General features: G+C 57.8%; 13 protein-coding genes. 8 read left to right on the top strand and 5 right to left on the bottom strand.

Features of this window, described 5'->3' with window-relative positions; genetic code table 11:
• Window positions 1–28: 28 nt before the first annotated feature.
• A complete protein-coding gene (locus ARB25_RS03370) occupies window positions 29–1471 on the bottom strand; it encodes a YfcC family protein (protein WP_035137320.1) in 1443 nt (480 codons plus the stop codon).
• Window positions 1472–1724: 253 nt separating this feature from the next.
• Here ARB25_RS03370 and ARB25_RS03365 point away from each other — a divergent pair, with 253 nt between their 5' ends.
• Together ARB25_RS03365 and ARB25_RS03360 are read left to right on the top strand one after the other, a co-directional pair.
• Complete coding sequence (locus ARB25_RS03365) at window positions 1725–2975, top strand: arginine deiminase (RefSeq protein WP_055285782.1); 1251 nt, start codon at window positions 1725–1727, stop codon at window positions 2973–2975.
• Between the two features lie 2 nt (window positions 2976–2977).
• Window positions 2978–3634: an XRE family transcriptional regulator gene (locus ARB25_RS03360; RefSeq protein ID WP_055285780.1), complete on the top strand. Its 657-nt coding sequence runs from the start codon at window positions 2978–2980 to the stop codon at window positions 3632–3634.
• Between the two features lie 60 nt (window positions 3635–3694).
• On the opposite strand, the gene ARB25_RS03355 is transcribed toward ARB25_RS03360, so the two are convergent.
• Entirely contained in the window at window positions 3695–4270 is a 576-nt protein-coding gene (locus ARB25_RS03355) for an epoxyqueuosine reductase QueH (RefSeq protein WP_055285778.1), read from the bottom strand.
• A gap of 10 nt (window positions 4271–4280) precedes the next feature.
• Complete coding sequence (locus ARB25_RS03350; protein ID WP_055285776.1) at window positions 4281–4847, bottom strand: DUF3267 domain-containing protein; 567 nt, start codon at window positions 4845–4847, stop codon at window positions 4281–4283.
• Between the two features lie 132 nt (window positions 4848–4979).
• Here ARB25_RS03350 and ARB25_RS03345 point away from each other — a divergent pair, with 132 nt between their 5' ends.
• Both ARB25_RS03345 and ARB25_RS03340 read left to right on the top strand, forming a co-directional pair.
• Entirely contained in the window at window positions 4980–7130 is a 2151-nt protein-coding gene (locus tag ARB25_RS03345; protein WP_055285773.1) for a class I tRNA ligase family protein, read from the top strand.
• Between the two features lie 151 nt (window positions 7131–7281).
• Entirely contained in the window at window positions 7282–8385 is a 1104-nt protein-coding gene (locus ARB25_RS03340; RefSeq protein ID WP_082421842.1) for an RsmB/NOP family class I SAM-dependent RNA methyltransferase, read from the top strand.
• Between the two features lie 24 nt (window positions 8386–8409).
• Here ARB25_RS03340 and ARB25_RS09935 read toward each other — a convergent pair whose 3' ends face one another.
• Window positions 8410–8580 (bottom strand): hypothetical protein, encoded by a 171-nt coding sequence (locus tag ARB25_RS09935; RefSeq protein ID WP_156327664.1) that lies wholly within the window; start codon window positions 8578–8580, stop codon window positions 8410–8412.
• Between the two features lie 191 nt (window positions 8581–8771).
• On the opposite strand from ARB25_RS09935, the gene ARB25_RS03335 reads away from it, so the two are divergent.
• A complete protein-coding gene (locus ARB25_RS03335; RefSeq protein ID WP_055285771.1) occupies window positions 8772–9863 on the top strand; it encodes a beta/alpha barrel domain-containing protein in 1092 nt (363 codons plus the stop codon).
• An 80-nt stretch (window positions 9864–9943) separates the two neighbouring features.
• Here ARB25_RS03335 and ARB25_RS03330 read toward each other — a convergent pair whose 3' ends face one another.
• Window positions 9944–10834 carry a DegV family protein gene (locus ARB25_RS03330; RefSeq protein WP_055285769.1) on the bottom strand — a complete coding sequence of 297 codons (891 nt, stop codon included), beginning with the start codon at window positions 10832–10834 and terminating at the stop codon, window positions 9944–9946.
• A 320-nt stretch (window positions 10835–11154) separates the two neighbouring features.
• Here ARB25_RS03330 and ARB25_RS03325 point away from each other — a divergent pair, with 320 nt between their 5' ends.
• From ARB25_RS03325 to ARB25_RS03315, 3 genes are all read left to right on the top strand, one after another.
• Window positions 11155–13071 (top strand): fructose-1,6-bisphosphatase, encoded by a 1917-nt coding sequence (locus tag ARB25_RS03325; RefSeq protein ID WP_055285767.1) that lies wholly within the window; start codon window positions 11155–11157, stop codon window positions 13069–13071.
• Window positions 13072–13149: 78 nt separating this feature from the next.
• Window positions 13150–13545, top strand: a complete 396-nt coding sequence (locus ARB25_RS03320; protein ID WP_022095122.1) for a GtrA family protein — start codon at window positions 13150–13152, stop codon at window positions 13543–13545.
• A gap of 219 nt (window positions 13546–13764) precedes the next feature.
• Window positions 13765–14172 (top strand): GtrA family protein, encoded by a 408-nt coding sequence (locus ARB25_RS03315; RefSeq protein ID WP_022095123.1) that lies wholly within the window; start codon window positions 13765–13767, stop codon window positions 14170–14172.
• Window positions 14173–14519 lie beyond the last annotated feature (347 nt).

Here is a 14519-nt window from a genome sequence, read left to right as displayed (position 1 = left end):
TCCTGTTACTCCATTTCAGCCATGAAACCTACAGGGCAATAAGTCCCGAGATTGCTACGAATACGATATTGATGAGCGACACGACCAAGAAGAATTTCCAAACGGTCTTCCACCACTGGCCAAGCTTGATCTTGCACACGCCCAAACCCGCTACAAGAATGGCGCTAGTAGGACAGATCAAAGACATCGTCGCGCTACCCATGGAGAGAGCCCACACGGCGGCCTCGGGATTAAGGCCCATGAGTTCGGTCAAAGGTCCAAAAATGGGAGCGGTCAGTGCTGCAAGGCCAGATGAGCTGGGAACCAGAATCGCCAGGAGGTTCTCAACCGCATAAAGAAGCGTAGTAAAGAGAACCGCCGGGATGCCGCCCAGACCAGTGGCGAGCGCATTGAGGATGGTATCGATGATCATGCCGTCAGAGGCAATGACAAGGATGCCACGCGCAAGTCCAACGACAATTGCCGAGAAAGCAAAGTCAGCGATACCCGCAACAAATTCCTGAGCGATGACGTCCTGACTAAAGCCCGCAATAACACCGGCCAACAGGCCCATGGCCAAAAAGACCGCAGAAATCTCGTTCATATACCAGCCCTGGGTCACAAGTCCCCAGATGATAAGGCACATACCAGCGATAAATACCGCAAGCACGCCTTTTTGACGACCCGTAAATTCCGCGTCAAGGGCAGATTCATCGGCAGCGAACTCGACTTTCTTGGCGATATCATCCTCAAATGTGATCGATGACTCAGGGTTCTTCTTTACCCTTCGTGCATAGAGGACAACCCAAGTAATTGCAACGGCAGTCAAAACAACCCAGGCAATCATACGCAGCCACAGCTGGGGGTTGCCCTGAATACCAAGAATACCTTGCGCAATGAGAACATTAAACGGATTAATCGTTGAGGCGATGTAACCCGTGCGCGCTCCAACGAACACGACCATGAACGCCGTCATCGAGTCGAAGCCCATAGCCATCATAATTGGCATGAAGATCGCAAAGAACGGGAGAGTTTCTTCCGCCATGCCAAAGCTCGTTCCGCCCAATGCAAAGAGAACCATCGCAATAGGAATAATTAGAATGTCTTTGTTCTTAAAGCGGCGAACGACACGACCCATTCCGCTCGTGATAGCGCCCGTTTTAGTAATAACCTGAAACGAACCGCCCACAATCAAGATGAATGCAACGACCTCAATTGCCTCTTGTATACCGCGCGTTGGAGCCTGAAGAACATCGAAGACGCCTTGTCTGAGATCTACTTCATCCCCGGTTTCCTCGTCAATATATGTCTTTTCACTCTGCTCATACGTACCTGCGACAGTGACTTCGCGACCGTTCACCTCCTGACGCTGATAGGACCCAGAGGGAACAATCCACGTGAGAACAGCGAAGATGACCATAAGTGCAAAGATGATCGCATATACGTGCGGGACCTTGAACTGCTTGATGCCTTTCGAACTTTCCGCTGCCATATCTCCTCCTTCATTCCTTTTCCCATCTATCCAGCTGGCACCATAAATGTATGAGGTTGCTCAGCGGTGGTCGGCCAACCATCGCCATCGTGTCGCTTTTCACCTATGAACGGCAGCTAAAGTGACGTTATTAATCAATCTGATATTTAAAATTGATGTTATTTATCAATTACATACGTCTTTTAACTTTTCCGCAACACAACAAGGAACCTGCCTTAGCCTTATATAAAAACCAGCAGGACAGGAGACAGACATGCAAGGCGTACACATAACAAATGAAATCGGTCATTTAAAAGCCGTACTTGTCCATCGACCAGGAACTGAAACACAAAACTACCCTGATGCCGACTTCAGCCAAGTTTTCTCCCTGCGAAAATGGAGCGGTCGTTTTGACCTCGACAAAGCAATATATGAGCACGATTCCATGGTTCAATTGCTTGAGAAGCATGGCGTAGAAACCATTGAAATTAGGGACCTTCTCGAAGACTCACTTGAAACTGAGCCCCAATCACTTAAATGTTTTATTGATGACTACCTCCGTTGCAGTGGGGCAACAGGCAGAGAGTTCCTCGAGACAATAACCCAGCTGTTTGAGAACGCTAAGAACACCCAGGAATTGGTGAATATAGTACTTAACGGCATTCGCTTTGGAGACACTGAGCTATGTTCAAACCAGTCGGAAACACTACGGGCGCTCGTGCACGAGCAATTTGACCCCGCCTCGCTCTTGGTCAATCCCCTCAATACGCTTTTTTTCACTCGTGATCCTGCTGTGGTAGTCGGAGACGGCATCATCCTAAATCATATGTATTGGCCTGAGCGTGATCGTGAGGTCGCCTTATACCGGCAGATATTCACCCACCACAAGATCATGGGAGAAACCCCGGTATGTGATTTGAACAGGAGTAGTTACCATATCGAAGGCGGAGACGTTCTTGTTATCAGTGCTAAGACATTATTAGTTGGAATCTCTGACCGAACTGAACCCGCCGCCGTCGAGTCACTTGCCAAAGAGCTCCTGACCTCAAATAAATTCCAGACCACCGAGCTAATTGCGATTCGAGTCCCCTCTGACGGGCTGCGTATCCACCTCGATACGTTCATAAGTAGAATTGATCACGACGCGTTCCTCATCGATCGTGAGATATGCAATGCCGTTGATGCATACAGCATTCAACTAAAACGATCCGGAAAGGGCCTTACGATCACTCCTATCGATCGCACGATTCCGGAAATACTCTCTGTAGCCTGTTGCGAACCAATAAAAGTAATTGACTGCGGAGGCGGGAATCAAACCGCCTACGAAAGAGAGCGCCGGAACAACGCAACGTCTATCCTTGCGCTCTCGCCAGGAAAACTATGCGTATATGAAGAAAACGTTTGGACCAACGAAGCGCTTGAGAAAGCAGGAATGGAATTATTCCCGTTATCCATTGACGAGCTCACCAAAGGCTATGGTGGCACAAACTGTCTATGCCTCCCTCTGTGGCGAGAGGATCTATAGCCATGGGCTTCGGGGCAAATATTCGTAAACTCCGCACCATGGAGCATCTTGGTCAGGCGCAACTTGCAGAGATGTTGGGGGTATCTAAAGAGACCGTTTGTCGTTGGGAAAAAAGTCGGTATGCCCCCCGTGAGCGCCATATTGAAAAGTTACAAGCGCTCTTCGGTTGCACCCGCGATGAACTTGTTGGCGAGGAAAACGGTTTGGCCGTAAAGCTCGCAAATAAAAGAATCGTCACCGACGAAGACCCTGCTATCCGCGAAATGGAGGGCGCATTTCCCGTCATCGATATCGAATCGCAAAAGCGCCGCATCACGCACAGCCAACAAAATGCTTGCGCGCCTGTAGACGTAGCCAAGCGTCACCCACATAGCGTTTTCGTTAAAATCAAAGGTGACGAAATGTCCCGCATTTACCCTCCCGGCAGCTTACTACTTGTCGATACCACCGCAAAGCCTTGGAACGGCTGTGCTGTATTGGCGCTCGCAGACGGTAAAACACCGGTAATTAGGCGATTTGCAGAAGGAAACGACATGATTGTGCTGTCGTCCCATTCATATGCAACAGCAAGTCCGGATCTGATGTTTAACAAACGGAGGATTAGAATCATAGGAGTCGTCGTTTGGTATCAAGCGAGCCACGATCACACGCTTAATTAAATCGACTTTCCCAAAAACGACCGTACCGCACAGACAGCTCAAAGCCCCAGCCCAAATGAACTACTTTTTGGACGCTTTGCGCTCGTCGCGGATGCGGGCGCGGTCCATGGCCGCCTCGACAGCCGAGAAGCGGCAGCCGCAGTAATTCTGCCGATACATACCCAGCTCGCGCGAACGGCGTGTCGCCTCGGGGTAATACGGGCGAAAATCGCGAATCACCGGAGTGAGACCGCGGGCGGCAGCCAGACGCTCCAACACGTCATTACAGGTATCGAACAGCTGATACGGCGAGACGGCGAGCGTCGTACCCACATATTCGAACCCGCGCTCCCGGGCCACGCGGCAGGCCTCGGCCAGGCGTAGGGCATAGCACGCGCGACAGCGACGGGGTCGATCGGCGCCCAGCGGGGCCACGCCGGCCTCCCAGCGCTCGCGGTCCTCCCCCGCCTCGATGAGCTCGATATCGCCATCGGCACACCACCGACGCAGCTCGTCCAAACGCCGCTGCCATTCATCGTGCGGCTGAATATTGGGGTTTGTCCAGCAGATTGTGGGCTCAAACCCTTCCTCGCGCAGCAGGCGGACCGGCTCAAGAGAGCACGGCGCACAGCAGGCGTGCAACAACAACGGCTTCATCGACATCTCCTCACCCAAAAAAGCGCACGCCGAAGGACGTGTCCTCGCAGGCGACAATGCGGCGGTCGCGCAAAATGGTCCGCACGTAATACCAATCGCCCACGCAACCCGATAAATGCAAGCCGGTCGCCAGGTAGCACAGCAGCGGATAGCCCGAAAACGCAAACCCCAGGGCAAACGCCGACGTCACAACAACCGTCGGCGCCAGGCAAACCACCATGTACCGCCGGCGCGAATACACCACGCCCTCGGCGCAGGCATAGATCATCGCCGTCTCGCGATTCGCCCCAAAGGTCACCTGCGCGCCCGCAGGCGCCAGCAGCTTAAAAAACACACCGTGCACCAGCTCGTGCACGGCGAACGACGCCATTGAGATCGCAGCCAAGCCGACTATCCATCCCAAGACGGCCATCCAGCCGCCCGCGTCAGCCGCATCCAAGTCCGCAGGCCCGCCCATCAGCATAAACACCGGCACCAAGCACACGGCAAATGCGCCGAGCACGGCCATCCCCCACACAAAGCAGGCGTGCAGAAAATCCTCGTCTTCAAACGCATGTATGTTGGAAATCTCATTCATAGCATCTTAGGATAGCGCCCCTGCCACGTACCCGTCCGCATGTGCGATAATGTCGAACGATATGCACGAATTGACCACCGCGTCGCCAGGCCTTGCGCCCGGCCGCGCTCTCACCATATGCGAAGGAGTCCCATGGCATCCAAATACTCCATGAACGACCGTCCCAGCTGGCCTCGCCGCGCCATCGTTACCGCCGGCGAGCCCTACGGCAACAAGGGCCTTCACTTTGGCCACGTCGGCGGTGTCTTTGTCCCGGCCGACTTCTTCGCCCGTTTCTTGCGCGACCGTCTGGGCCGCGAGAACGTCATCTTCACCTCGGGCACCGACTGCTACGGCTCGCCCATCATGGAGAGCTACCGCAAGCTCAAGGAGAACGAAGGCTACGACAAGTCCATCGGCGAGTATGTCGAGTCCAATCACTCCCGCCAGGCCGCGACCCTCAACAACTACAACATCAGCTGCGACATCTACGGTGGCTCGGGCCTTGAGCCGGCGGCCCAGATCCACAACGAGGTGACCGCCGAGATTATCAAGCGCCTGCACGAGCAGGGCACCATCTCCAAGCGCTCCACGCTGCAGTTCTACGATGCCAAGGCCGGCACGTTCCTCAACGGCCGTCAGGTGATCGGCCGCTGCCCCATTCAGGGCTGCAAGTCCGAGAAGGCGTACGCCGACGAGTGCGATCTGGGTCACCAGTTTGAGCCCGAGGAGCTCATTGCGCCCAAGAGCCAGCTCACCGGCGAGGTGCCCGAGCTGCGCCCGGTCGACAACCTCTACTTCGACCTGCCGGCCTACCTCGACTTTATGAAGACCTACACCGCCAAGCTCGCCCAGAACCCGCAGGTTCGTTCCGTGGTCTCCAAGACCATGGAGGAGTGGCTGCTGCCGGCACAACTCTATATTCAGAACAAGTTCCGCGAGGCCTTCGACGCCGTCGAGGACCAGCTGCCCGAGCACACCGTGCTGGAACCCGAGGGCAACAAGAGCAGCTTTACCGTCACCTTCCCCAGCTGGAAGGAGCGCGACGACGCCCACGCGGTGCTCGCCAACGGCGGCGTGCGCTTCCGCAGCGGCAAGGCGCTCGTGCCCTTCCGCATCACCGGCAACATCGACTGGGGCGTTCCGGTGCCCGAGGTCGACGGCGTTTCCGACGTCACATGCTGGTGCTGGCCCGAGAGCCTGTGGGCGCCCATCAGCTATACGCGCACCGTGCTCGCACGCGATGCCAAGGCTGCCGGTGTAACCGAGGGTGTCGCCGCCCAGGACGCCGCTCTCATGGGCGAGCCCGCCGCCGATTCCACGCAGGTACCCGCACCCACCTACCAGCACAGCTCGCTCGACTGGCGTGACTGGTGGTGCTCGGACGACGCGCAGATCTACCAGTTCATCGGCCAGGACAACATCTACTTCTACTGCATCGCGCAGACCGCCATGTGGGAGGCCCTGGGCTGGAACCTCACGCAGAGCACCGTCAGCGCCTGCTACCACCTGCTCTACATGGGCAAAAAGGCCAGCTCGTCCTCGCAGACGCCTCCCCCGCCGGCAGACGACCTGCTCAACCACTACACCTGCGAGCAGATGCGCGCGCATTGGCTGTCGCTCGGCCTGTCCGAGAAGCCGGTGAGCTTTAGCCCCAAGGCATATGACACGCGCGTGACCGGCAAGGACAAGGACGGCAACGAGGTGCGCGCCTGCGACGACAAGCGCGTTATTGACCCGGCCCTTAAGGAGAGCGCCCTTTTGACCGGCGTGTTCAACCGCCTGGCCCGCAGCTGCTTCTACGGCGTCGCCGTCAAGGAGGGCGACGAGAGCCCCTATCGCAACGGTTGTATTCCGGCCGGCGCCGCCTCTGCTGCCGTGGTCGAGGCTGCCGAGCAGGCCGCCCTTGCCTTTGAGCAGGCCATGTACAAGTTCGAGACGCACCGCGCGCTCGCCGTGTGCGACGACTACCTGCGCGCCGCCAACAAGCGCTGGAGCGATGCCTCCAAGGCCGCCAACAAGCTCGAGGGCGAGCCGGCCAACGCCGCCATGACGCAGGCCCTGGTCGACGCCTTTACCGAGCTGCGTGTGGCGACCGTCCTGATGCACGGCATCGTCCCGGCCGGCTGCGAGCTCATCTGCGAGTACTTCGACGTCGACCCGGTCGCCTTCTTTAGCTGGGACAACATCTTTGCCTCCACGGACGAGTTTGTGGAGAGCCTGGGCGAGAAGCCCGGCGAGCACCGCGTTAAGCCGTTGCCCCCGCGCTTCGACTTCTTTAGCAAGCACGAGAGCCAGTACTAGGCAATCGCCAAGGCAGAGTAGTCAATTTGGGACGGGGTTATTTTAGCTACCCCGTCCCAAATTTAACTGCAACGCCTGCCGAAACGGACGGGCAGCTAAAATAGCCCCGTCCCAAATTGACTACTTTTAATGGAATGGGAAGGAAAGACGGATGTCCAAGCCACGTCGTCGTAAGCAGAAAAAGCAGGCTAAGCCCGAGCTCAAGCTCAGGCAGTTTGCCGCTACCGAGCTTTCCGACCAGCTTGCCGCCCTTCCCTGCGCCGCCGACCTGCCGCGCTTTATGGTCGACACGGTCGCCGGCGCCTATGCGCCCGCCGATGCCAAGCTCATGATCGAGGGCTTCGGCGCCGCGGCCACACGCCCGGTCACGCTGCGCGCCAACACGCTCAAGGCGACCGCCGAGGACATCGCTGCGGCGCTCGATGCCGCCTGCATCGCCCACCAAACCGTTACCTGGTATCCGGACGCCTTTATCCTGCCCGAGGCCCAGGTTTCAGATCTGTGGGATCTCGACATCTACCGCGACGGCAAAATCTACCTGCAGAGCCTGTCATCCATGATGCCGCCGTTGGTCCTGGGCGCCCAGGCAGGCGAGGACATCCTGGACATGTGCGCAGCCCCCGGCGGCAAGACGACGCAGATCGCCGCCCTCACCCAGGGACAGGCGCACCTCACCGCCTGTGAGATGAGCATTCCCCGCGCCGAAAAGCTCGAGTCGAACCTCCATCGCCAGGGTGCCAAAAACGTGCCCGTCATGCGCATCGACGCACGCGAGCTCGACGAGTTCTTCCGCTTTGACCGCATCCTGCTCGACGCTCCCTGCACCGGCACGGGCACCGTCATCAGTGGCAACGAGAAAAGCCTGCGCGGCCTCACCGAACAGTTGCTGAGCAAGTGCGCCCGCTCGCAGCGAGCACTTCTGGACCGCGCCATGGGGGCCCTCAAACCGGGCGGCACGCTCGTCTATTCGACTTGTTCGATCTTGCCGCAGGAAAACGAGGACGCCCTGCAAGAGGCCCTCGACAAGCATATGGACTGCGAGCTCATCCCCCTCGACGGCACGCCAAGCGAAAGTGAAGCACGACGCACCCAGGAAGCTGGTGAGGAGCCGCGCATCGAGTCCAACGCTCTGACCGAAGCCATTGCCGCGGGTCAGGTATCGGCCATCGTCAACGGCCTGCCCGGCACGCTCACCATTCCGCCTAGCCGCGACTTTGAGGGCTTCTACATTGCCCTGATCCGAAAACGCAGCTAGCGCACGGATCCAAAACTCAACAAGCTATCTCTGTGCGCGTTTGCCCTGCTGGTCGCGATGCTGTTTAAGCATCGCGCGCTCCTTGCGTTCGGCCCTTTTGCCCTTAATGGCCGTGACCACAAAGTAGATGACCGCGGCGGCAACGATTGCGGCCACACACAGGCCAATCGAGCCAAACATTGCTGTCAATTCCATACCGCGTCACCTCTCTTTTAAACGGGGCTTTCAAGATAGCACCTCGATACCCGCCACCACAGCTCCTTCACGTTCGCCGGCCCTTCGGTCTAACGGATGGCGCGGCGGGGAAAAATCAACTCGTCAAACGATTTAGCATTCGCAATTCCGGCTGCATCGCGCCGGCCATCATCACATAGAATCGAGCCTCCATGGATACCCTCAACGATCTAAATGAGCGCGTCGACGCCTTCGTCGGCACCAGCTCCTTCGACACGCCTGCGGCGGCAAACGACCAAGCTCCCATCGATGTGCCCGCCGAGGTGCACGAGGACATCGTCGCCTCGGTCGATTTTTCCGAGGTCGAGCTTGCAGACGAGTTCACCGAGCCCCAAATAGCCGTCACGCCCAACGGCCTGCTCCCTATGGAGCCCCTGCCCATCGACGGACGCCTACGCAAGGCTGCCCTTCGCATGCCCGACGAGATCGAGGAGGCCAGCGGCTTCACGCTCTTTGGCCGACGCATCAAGTCGCTCATTTACACCACCGATGTCGCGGTTATCCGCAACTCCAACGCCAGCGCCGTCTTTGCGGTCTACCCTTTCACGCCGCAGCCCGCCATTACGCAAGCGCTGCTGACCGTCGCCGAGTGCCCGGTCTTTGTAGGCGTGGGTGGCGGAACTACGACCGGTAAGCGCTCCGTGCAGATGGCAGCCGTCTCCGAGATGCAGGGCGCGGCGGGCTGCGTGGTCAACTCCCCCGCTACTGCCGAGATGGTCGAGCACATCACCAACATCGCCGACATCCCCGTCATCGCCACGGTCGTTCGCTGCGACGACGATGCCCACGCCAAGGTGCGCGCTGGAGCCAAGATTCTCAACATCGCCGCCGGCAAGAACACGCCCCAGGTCCTACGCGAGCTGCGCGAGCACTATCCCAGCCTGCCGCTTATCGCGCCGGGCGGCAAGACGCCCGAGAGCATTCGCGAGACCATCGCCGCCGGCGCCAACGCCATCATCTGGACACCGCCTTCGGCCCAGCAGCTACAGACCGACATGATGCAGCGTTATCGCAAGATGAAGGAAGACGCCACACCTGTCATCTCGCGCGACGACGTGCCCATTATCGACCAGGTCGCCGCCGCCGAGGTCAGCCAAGTCGAGAACATGAATCCCGATGTGCCGATTCCCGACGAAGTCATCGAGCGCGTCGCTTCGATCCACGAGCGCGTCGAGGAGCATCGCGCCAACCGCGGCCTCAAGCCGTCACTGCACGGCTTTTTCTTCCGCGGAAAGAAACGCTAGCAAAACATCTTGGCCCGCCCCACAAACGTGAGGCGGGCCGTTTTCGTTTGAGCAATCATGCAGCGACGTGATGGGGCAAATTAATCCACGCGCTTGTCGCCCATAAAGAAGAGCGCCACCGTACCAGGTCCGGTATGCGAGCCAATCAGAGTACCGATGTCATTGATCTCAATCTTGCCTTTAAGCTGCGGAACCTGTTCCTCAATCAGCGCCGCGACCGCCTCGGCATCCTCGCGGCACGCCGACTGCGACATGATGCACTTACCCGAATAATCTGCACCGTCCTGTACGTGTGCCATCATGGTCTTAGCCATCTCGGAAATCGCGCGCTTCTTAGTGCGAATCTTCTCACGTGGCGACAGCTTACCTTCGCAATCGACCGTCATAAGCGGGCAAATCTTAAGCGCCGTGCCGATGATCGCGCTCGCGGCCGAAATGCGACCGCCGCGCAGGTAGCTCGACAGATCGGTCGAGAAGAACCAGTGGTGCAGGTTGAGTTTATGCTCCTCAATCCAAGCGGCCGTCTCGTCGAGTGAAGCCCCGCTATCGCGCACGTCGGCGGCATATTCCAGCAACAGACCAAAGCCCGAAGACGCCGCCAGCGAATCGATGACGCGCACCTTGCCGCCCTCGGGATAGCGATCCGCAAGCATCTGCGCCGCGACGCAGGCCGATCCATACGTGCCCGAAATACCCGACGACAACGTCAGGTGCAGCACGTCTTTACCCTCGGCAACAAACGGCTCCCAAAACTCCTCGTACTCACCCACGCTCACCTGAGACGTCTTGGGCATGGCGCCCGCGGCAATCTGGGCAAAAAACTCGTCCGGCGTAATCGACTGATACAGATCGTCCGTATAGACAACATCGTCGATCTCGTAATGAAAACACACGACAGGGATATTGCGCGACGCAAAGAACTCACGGGTTCGATCGGCGGCGGATTCACAGGTCAGGACAAAATCACTCATATGAGGCTCCTTACTCATTGCTGCGCAAATTATCGCACAGTGAGCCTACATGCGGTACATATGTCCACTATTTACCAAATCGAACCAAAAATAGTGAACATCTTTACCACCATCGTCTCCACCGACCCGACGCATAAATATCTGAGAAAACACCCTCTGTCGTCTCCACCCGACCAACACATCTACCTTCACTAAATCGATTTACCAAACCGTTCAGCCGACAATTCAGCCGCTGGCGCAAAATCGAAACAAAAGCGGCGCATACTGGTAAACGTTTGACGCTGTTTATCAGTTTTACCAGCCCCATCGGAAGGTGTTTCATGGTCGCATTCGATCGCAACCCGCAAGACTTCAAGTATCTGCGCCTGCTGTCGAGACAGTTCCCCACCGAACAATCCGCATTTACCGAAATTATCAACCTCTCGGCCATCCTCAACCTACCCAAGGGCACCGAGCATTTTATGAGCGACGTGCATGGTGAGTACGAAGCCTTTATGCACATCCTCAACAACTGCTCGGGCGTCGTGCGCGAACATGTCGACGAGATCTTTGGCGACACGCTCTCCTTTGACGAAAAGGGCGAGCTGTGTACGCTCATCTACTACCCGCGCGAGAAGATCGACCTGGTCCGCAGCCGGCGCGAGGACTCGCCAACCTGGTACAAGACGATGCTTGACCAGCTCATCATGGTCGCTCGCTCACTTTCAAGCCGCTACACGCGCTCCAAGGTGCGTAAGGCCATCCCGCGCGACTACGCCTACATCATCGACGAGTTGTTGCACACGCACCCGGACGAGAACAACTATCGCGTGCGCTATCACGAGCGCATCGTGGAGTCCATCCTAGAGACCGCCAGCGCCGACGACTTTATCGAGTCGCTCGCCTCGCTCATCAAGCGCCTGGCCGTCGACCACTTGCACCTGGTGGGCGACATCTTCGACCGCGGCGGCGGCGCGGCCAAAATTATGGACCGTCTGCTCACCTACCATTCACTCGACATCCAGTGGGGCAACCACGACCTGCTGTGGATGGGCGCTGCGGCCGGTGAGCCCGCCTGCATCGCCACGGTGTTGCGCAACAACCTACGCTACGACAACTACGAGATCCTGGAGAACGACTACGGCATCTCGCTGCGTGAGCTTGTCGCCTTTGCCGATGCCACCTACACCGCCGGTGAGTCCATCACCCCGCTGATCAAGGCCATCAACGTGCTGCTCTTTAAGCTCGAGGGCCAGATTATCCAGCGCCACCCCGAGTTCGATATGACCGACCGCCTGTTACTCGACAAGATCGACCACGACACCGGCACGGTCACGCTCGCCGACGGCAGCGTGTGGCCGCTCACGACCAACGACTTCCCCACCGTCGACCCGGCGGACCCCTACACGCTCACGTCTCAGGAGCAGCACATCATCGACAAGCTCGTGTCCGAGTTTGTAACCGCCGATCACCTGCATCGCCATATCGATTTCCTCTACACCCACGGCTCGATGTACAAGGTCGCCAACGGCAACCTGCTCTTCCACGGCTGCGTTCCGCTCAACGAAGACGGCACCTTTAGCAGCATGAACTGCCTGGGCACCTGGCACGCTGGCCGCGATTATCTCGATTTTTGCGACCACATCGCCCGCCGCGCGTGGCGCGTGGGCGACCGCGATGCCCTCGACTGGATGTGGTACCTGTGGATTGGCTTCAATTCACCCGCCAGCGGACGCCTGGTGCGTACCTTTGAGCGCGCCTATATCGCCGATAAGAGCACCTGGGTCGAGCCGATGGACCCGTACTTTACGCTTACCAAGTCGCCCTCGGTCTGCGATGATATCATGCGCGAGTTTGGCGTCGCGCCCATGGCATGCTCGCCGACCGGCCACATCATCAACGGCCACACGCCCGTTAAAACCACCAAGGGCGAGCAGCCCATCCGCGCCGAGGGCAAGCTGCTGGTCATCGATGGCGGCTTCTGCCGCGCTTACCATCCCAAGACGGGCATCGCCGGCTATACGCTCATCTCGAGCTCGCGCGGCTGCCGCCTCAAGTCGCACCGGGCCTTTACGACGGTTGCCGAGGCACTCACGCGCAACGTGGACATCGAAAGCGAGACCAACCGTTTTGACCAAGCAGACCGTCGCCGCATGGTGAGCGACACCGATACTGGCGCCAAGATTCGCAGCCAGATCCAGGATCTGCGCCAGCTGCTCGATGCATATAGAAACGGTGCTATCGAAGAGCGCGTCTAGCCCCACCCGCGGGGATTGGCTAAACTTGCTGAGTTTGTCATCCCCACGGCGTCCCCGCGCCACCCTAAGGCAGGTACCATGCAAAAGCTCCTTGCGCAGATCATGAAATTTGGCGTCGTCGGTGTCATTGCCACGGTTATCGACTTTGGCATTATGAATCTGCTCCACTACGGTCTGGGCCTCAACATCCTAATCGCCAACACCAGCGGCTTTATCATCTCACTCATCTTTAACTACCTCGCAAGCATGAAGTACGTGTTTGCGCACAAGGAAGGCATGAGCCGCCGCCGCGAGTTCATCATCTTTGTCGTGCTGTCCGTGATCGGTTTGGTGCTCAACGACGGCATCGTGCTGGCGCTCAACGCCGGCCTGGGACTCGAGGCCAATATCGCCAAGATCTGCGCCACCGCGCTTGTCATGGTCTACAACTTTGTGACCCGAAAAATCTTCCTGGAGGGCGACGAGACCAAGTAGCTCGAAACCCCTGCAGCATTACGGCGCCCACGGACGACGTGCACTCAGCGCAGTATCGTCCGTGGGTGCCGCTCGTTTACGGGCAAATTTTCAACGTTTGCGGATTAGCTCTTGAAAATTTGGCGAGTTCATATAGTTCTTGGCAAAGACCTTACGTTTCCCTTGTAAAAGCTCTAAAGTATCCTCTGCTCGATTCATCAACGCATTGGATGTGATTACGTGCGCAAGGCGCTGGCACAACCTCATACCAAGCAGTTCCTCAAGTTTGCTGTCGTGGGTCTTATCTCCTTTGGCATCGACTGGGGCATGCTCATTGCGCTCGTCGAGCTGTTCCACCTCGACTTTTTGATGAGCACCACGGTTTCGTTTATCACGTCCGTCGTGGTCAACTACTGGCTCAGCATGAAGTACGTGTTCGACCACCGCGAAGGCATGAGCCGCAAGCGTGAGTTCACGATCTTCACCATCCTGTCGGTGATCGGCCTGGGCCTCAACGACCTGTATATGTTTGTGGGCGTCACGTTTTTGAGCATCGGCTACCAAGCCATGAAGGCCATCGCCACGTTCCTCGTCACCTGGTACAACTACTTCAGCCGCCGCTTCTTCCTCGAGGGCGCACGGTCATAGTCGATTCACTATTTGCTTGAATGTATAACCGGTTGGAATTCCCATTCCAACCGGTTTTTTGTTTGCAGAGCCTGCCGAGGAAGGCGCACAAGGCGGGCCGCAGCGTCGGAATGGGTAGTAGTTTCCCCATGGTCGCCCCGCGGAAAGCGCGTCCCAGATTGCAGCCTCAGAACGGGACACAGCTTCCGCAACGTGGCTCTAGCGGAAAGCGCATCCCAAAATCGATGCCCAATACGGTCCGCAGCTTCCCAATGGGCGCTGCTTCGGAAAGTCTATCCCGGAATGAGCCCTCAGAGCGGAACACGCTTTCCGAAACCCGCCCCAACGGGAAACTGCGTCCCGGAATT

Source organism: Collinsella aerofaciens (genome assembly GCF_001405375.1).
Classification (GTDB): Bacteria; Actinomycetota; Coriobacteriia; order Coriobacteriales; family Coriobacteriaceae; genus Collinsella; species Collinsella aerofaciens_F.
The sequence above is the reverse complement of the archived record's forward strand: the minus strand, read 5'-3'. Positions and strand labels throughout refer to the sequence as shown.

Coding starts and splice junctions, on each gene's coding strand:
- ARB25_RS03350 (WP_055285776.1), bottom strand. CDS start 4,847: ATGAATGAGATTTCCAACATACATGCGTTTGAAGACGAGGATTTTCTG.
- ARB25_RS03325 (WP_055285767.1), top strand. CDS start 11,155: ATGGTCGCATTCGATCGCAACCCGCAAGACTTCAAGTATCTGCGCCTG.
- ARB25_RS03370 (WP_035137320.1), bottom strand. CDS start 1,471: ATGGCAGCGGAAAGTTCGAAAGGCATCAAGCAGTTCAAGGTCCCGCAC.
- ARB25_RS03340 (WP_082421842.1), top strand. CDS start 7,282: ATGTCCAAGCCACGTCGTCGTAAGCAGAAAAAGCAGGCTAAGCCCGAG.
- ARB25_RS03360 (WP_055285780.1), top strand. CDS start 2,978: ATGGGCTTCGGGGCAAATATTCGTAAACTCCGCACCATGGAGCATCTT.
- ARB25_RS03330 (WP_055285769.1), bottom strand. CDS start 10,834: ATGAGTGATTTTGTCCTGACCTGTGAATCCGCCGCCGATCGAACCCGT.
- ARB25_RS03365 (WP_055285782.1), top strand. CDS start 1,725: ATGCAAGGCGTACACATAACAAATGAAATCGGTCATTTAAAAGCCGTA.
- ARB25_RS03355 (WP_055285778.1), bottom strand. CDS start 4,270: ATGAAGCCGTTGTTGTTGCACGCCTGCTGTGCGCCGTGCTCTCTTGAG.
- ARB25_RS03345 (WP_055285773.1), top strand. CDS start 4,980: ATGGCATCCAAATACTCCATGAACGACCGTCCCAGCTGGCCTCGCCGC.
- ARB25_RS03320 (WP_022095122.1), top strand. CDS start 13,150: ATGCAAAAGCTCCTTGCGCAGATCATGAAATTTGGCGTCGTCGGTGTC.
- ARB25_RS09935 (WP_156327664.1), bottom strand. CDS start 8,580: ATGGAATTGACAGCAATGTTTGGCTCGATTGGCCTGTGTGTGGCCGCA.
- ARB25_RS03335 (WP_055285771.1), top strand. CDS start 8,772: ATGGATACCCTCAACGATCTAAATGAGCGCGTCGACGCCTTCGTCGGC.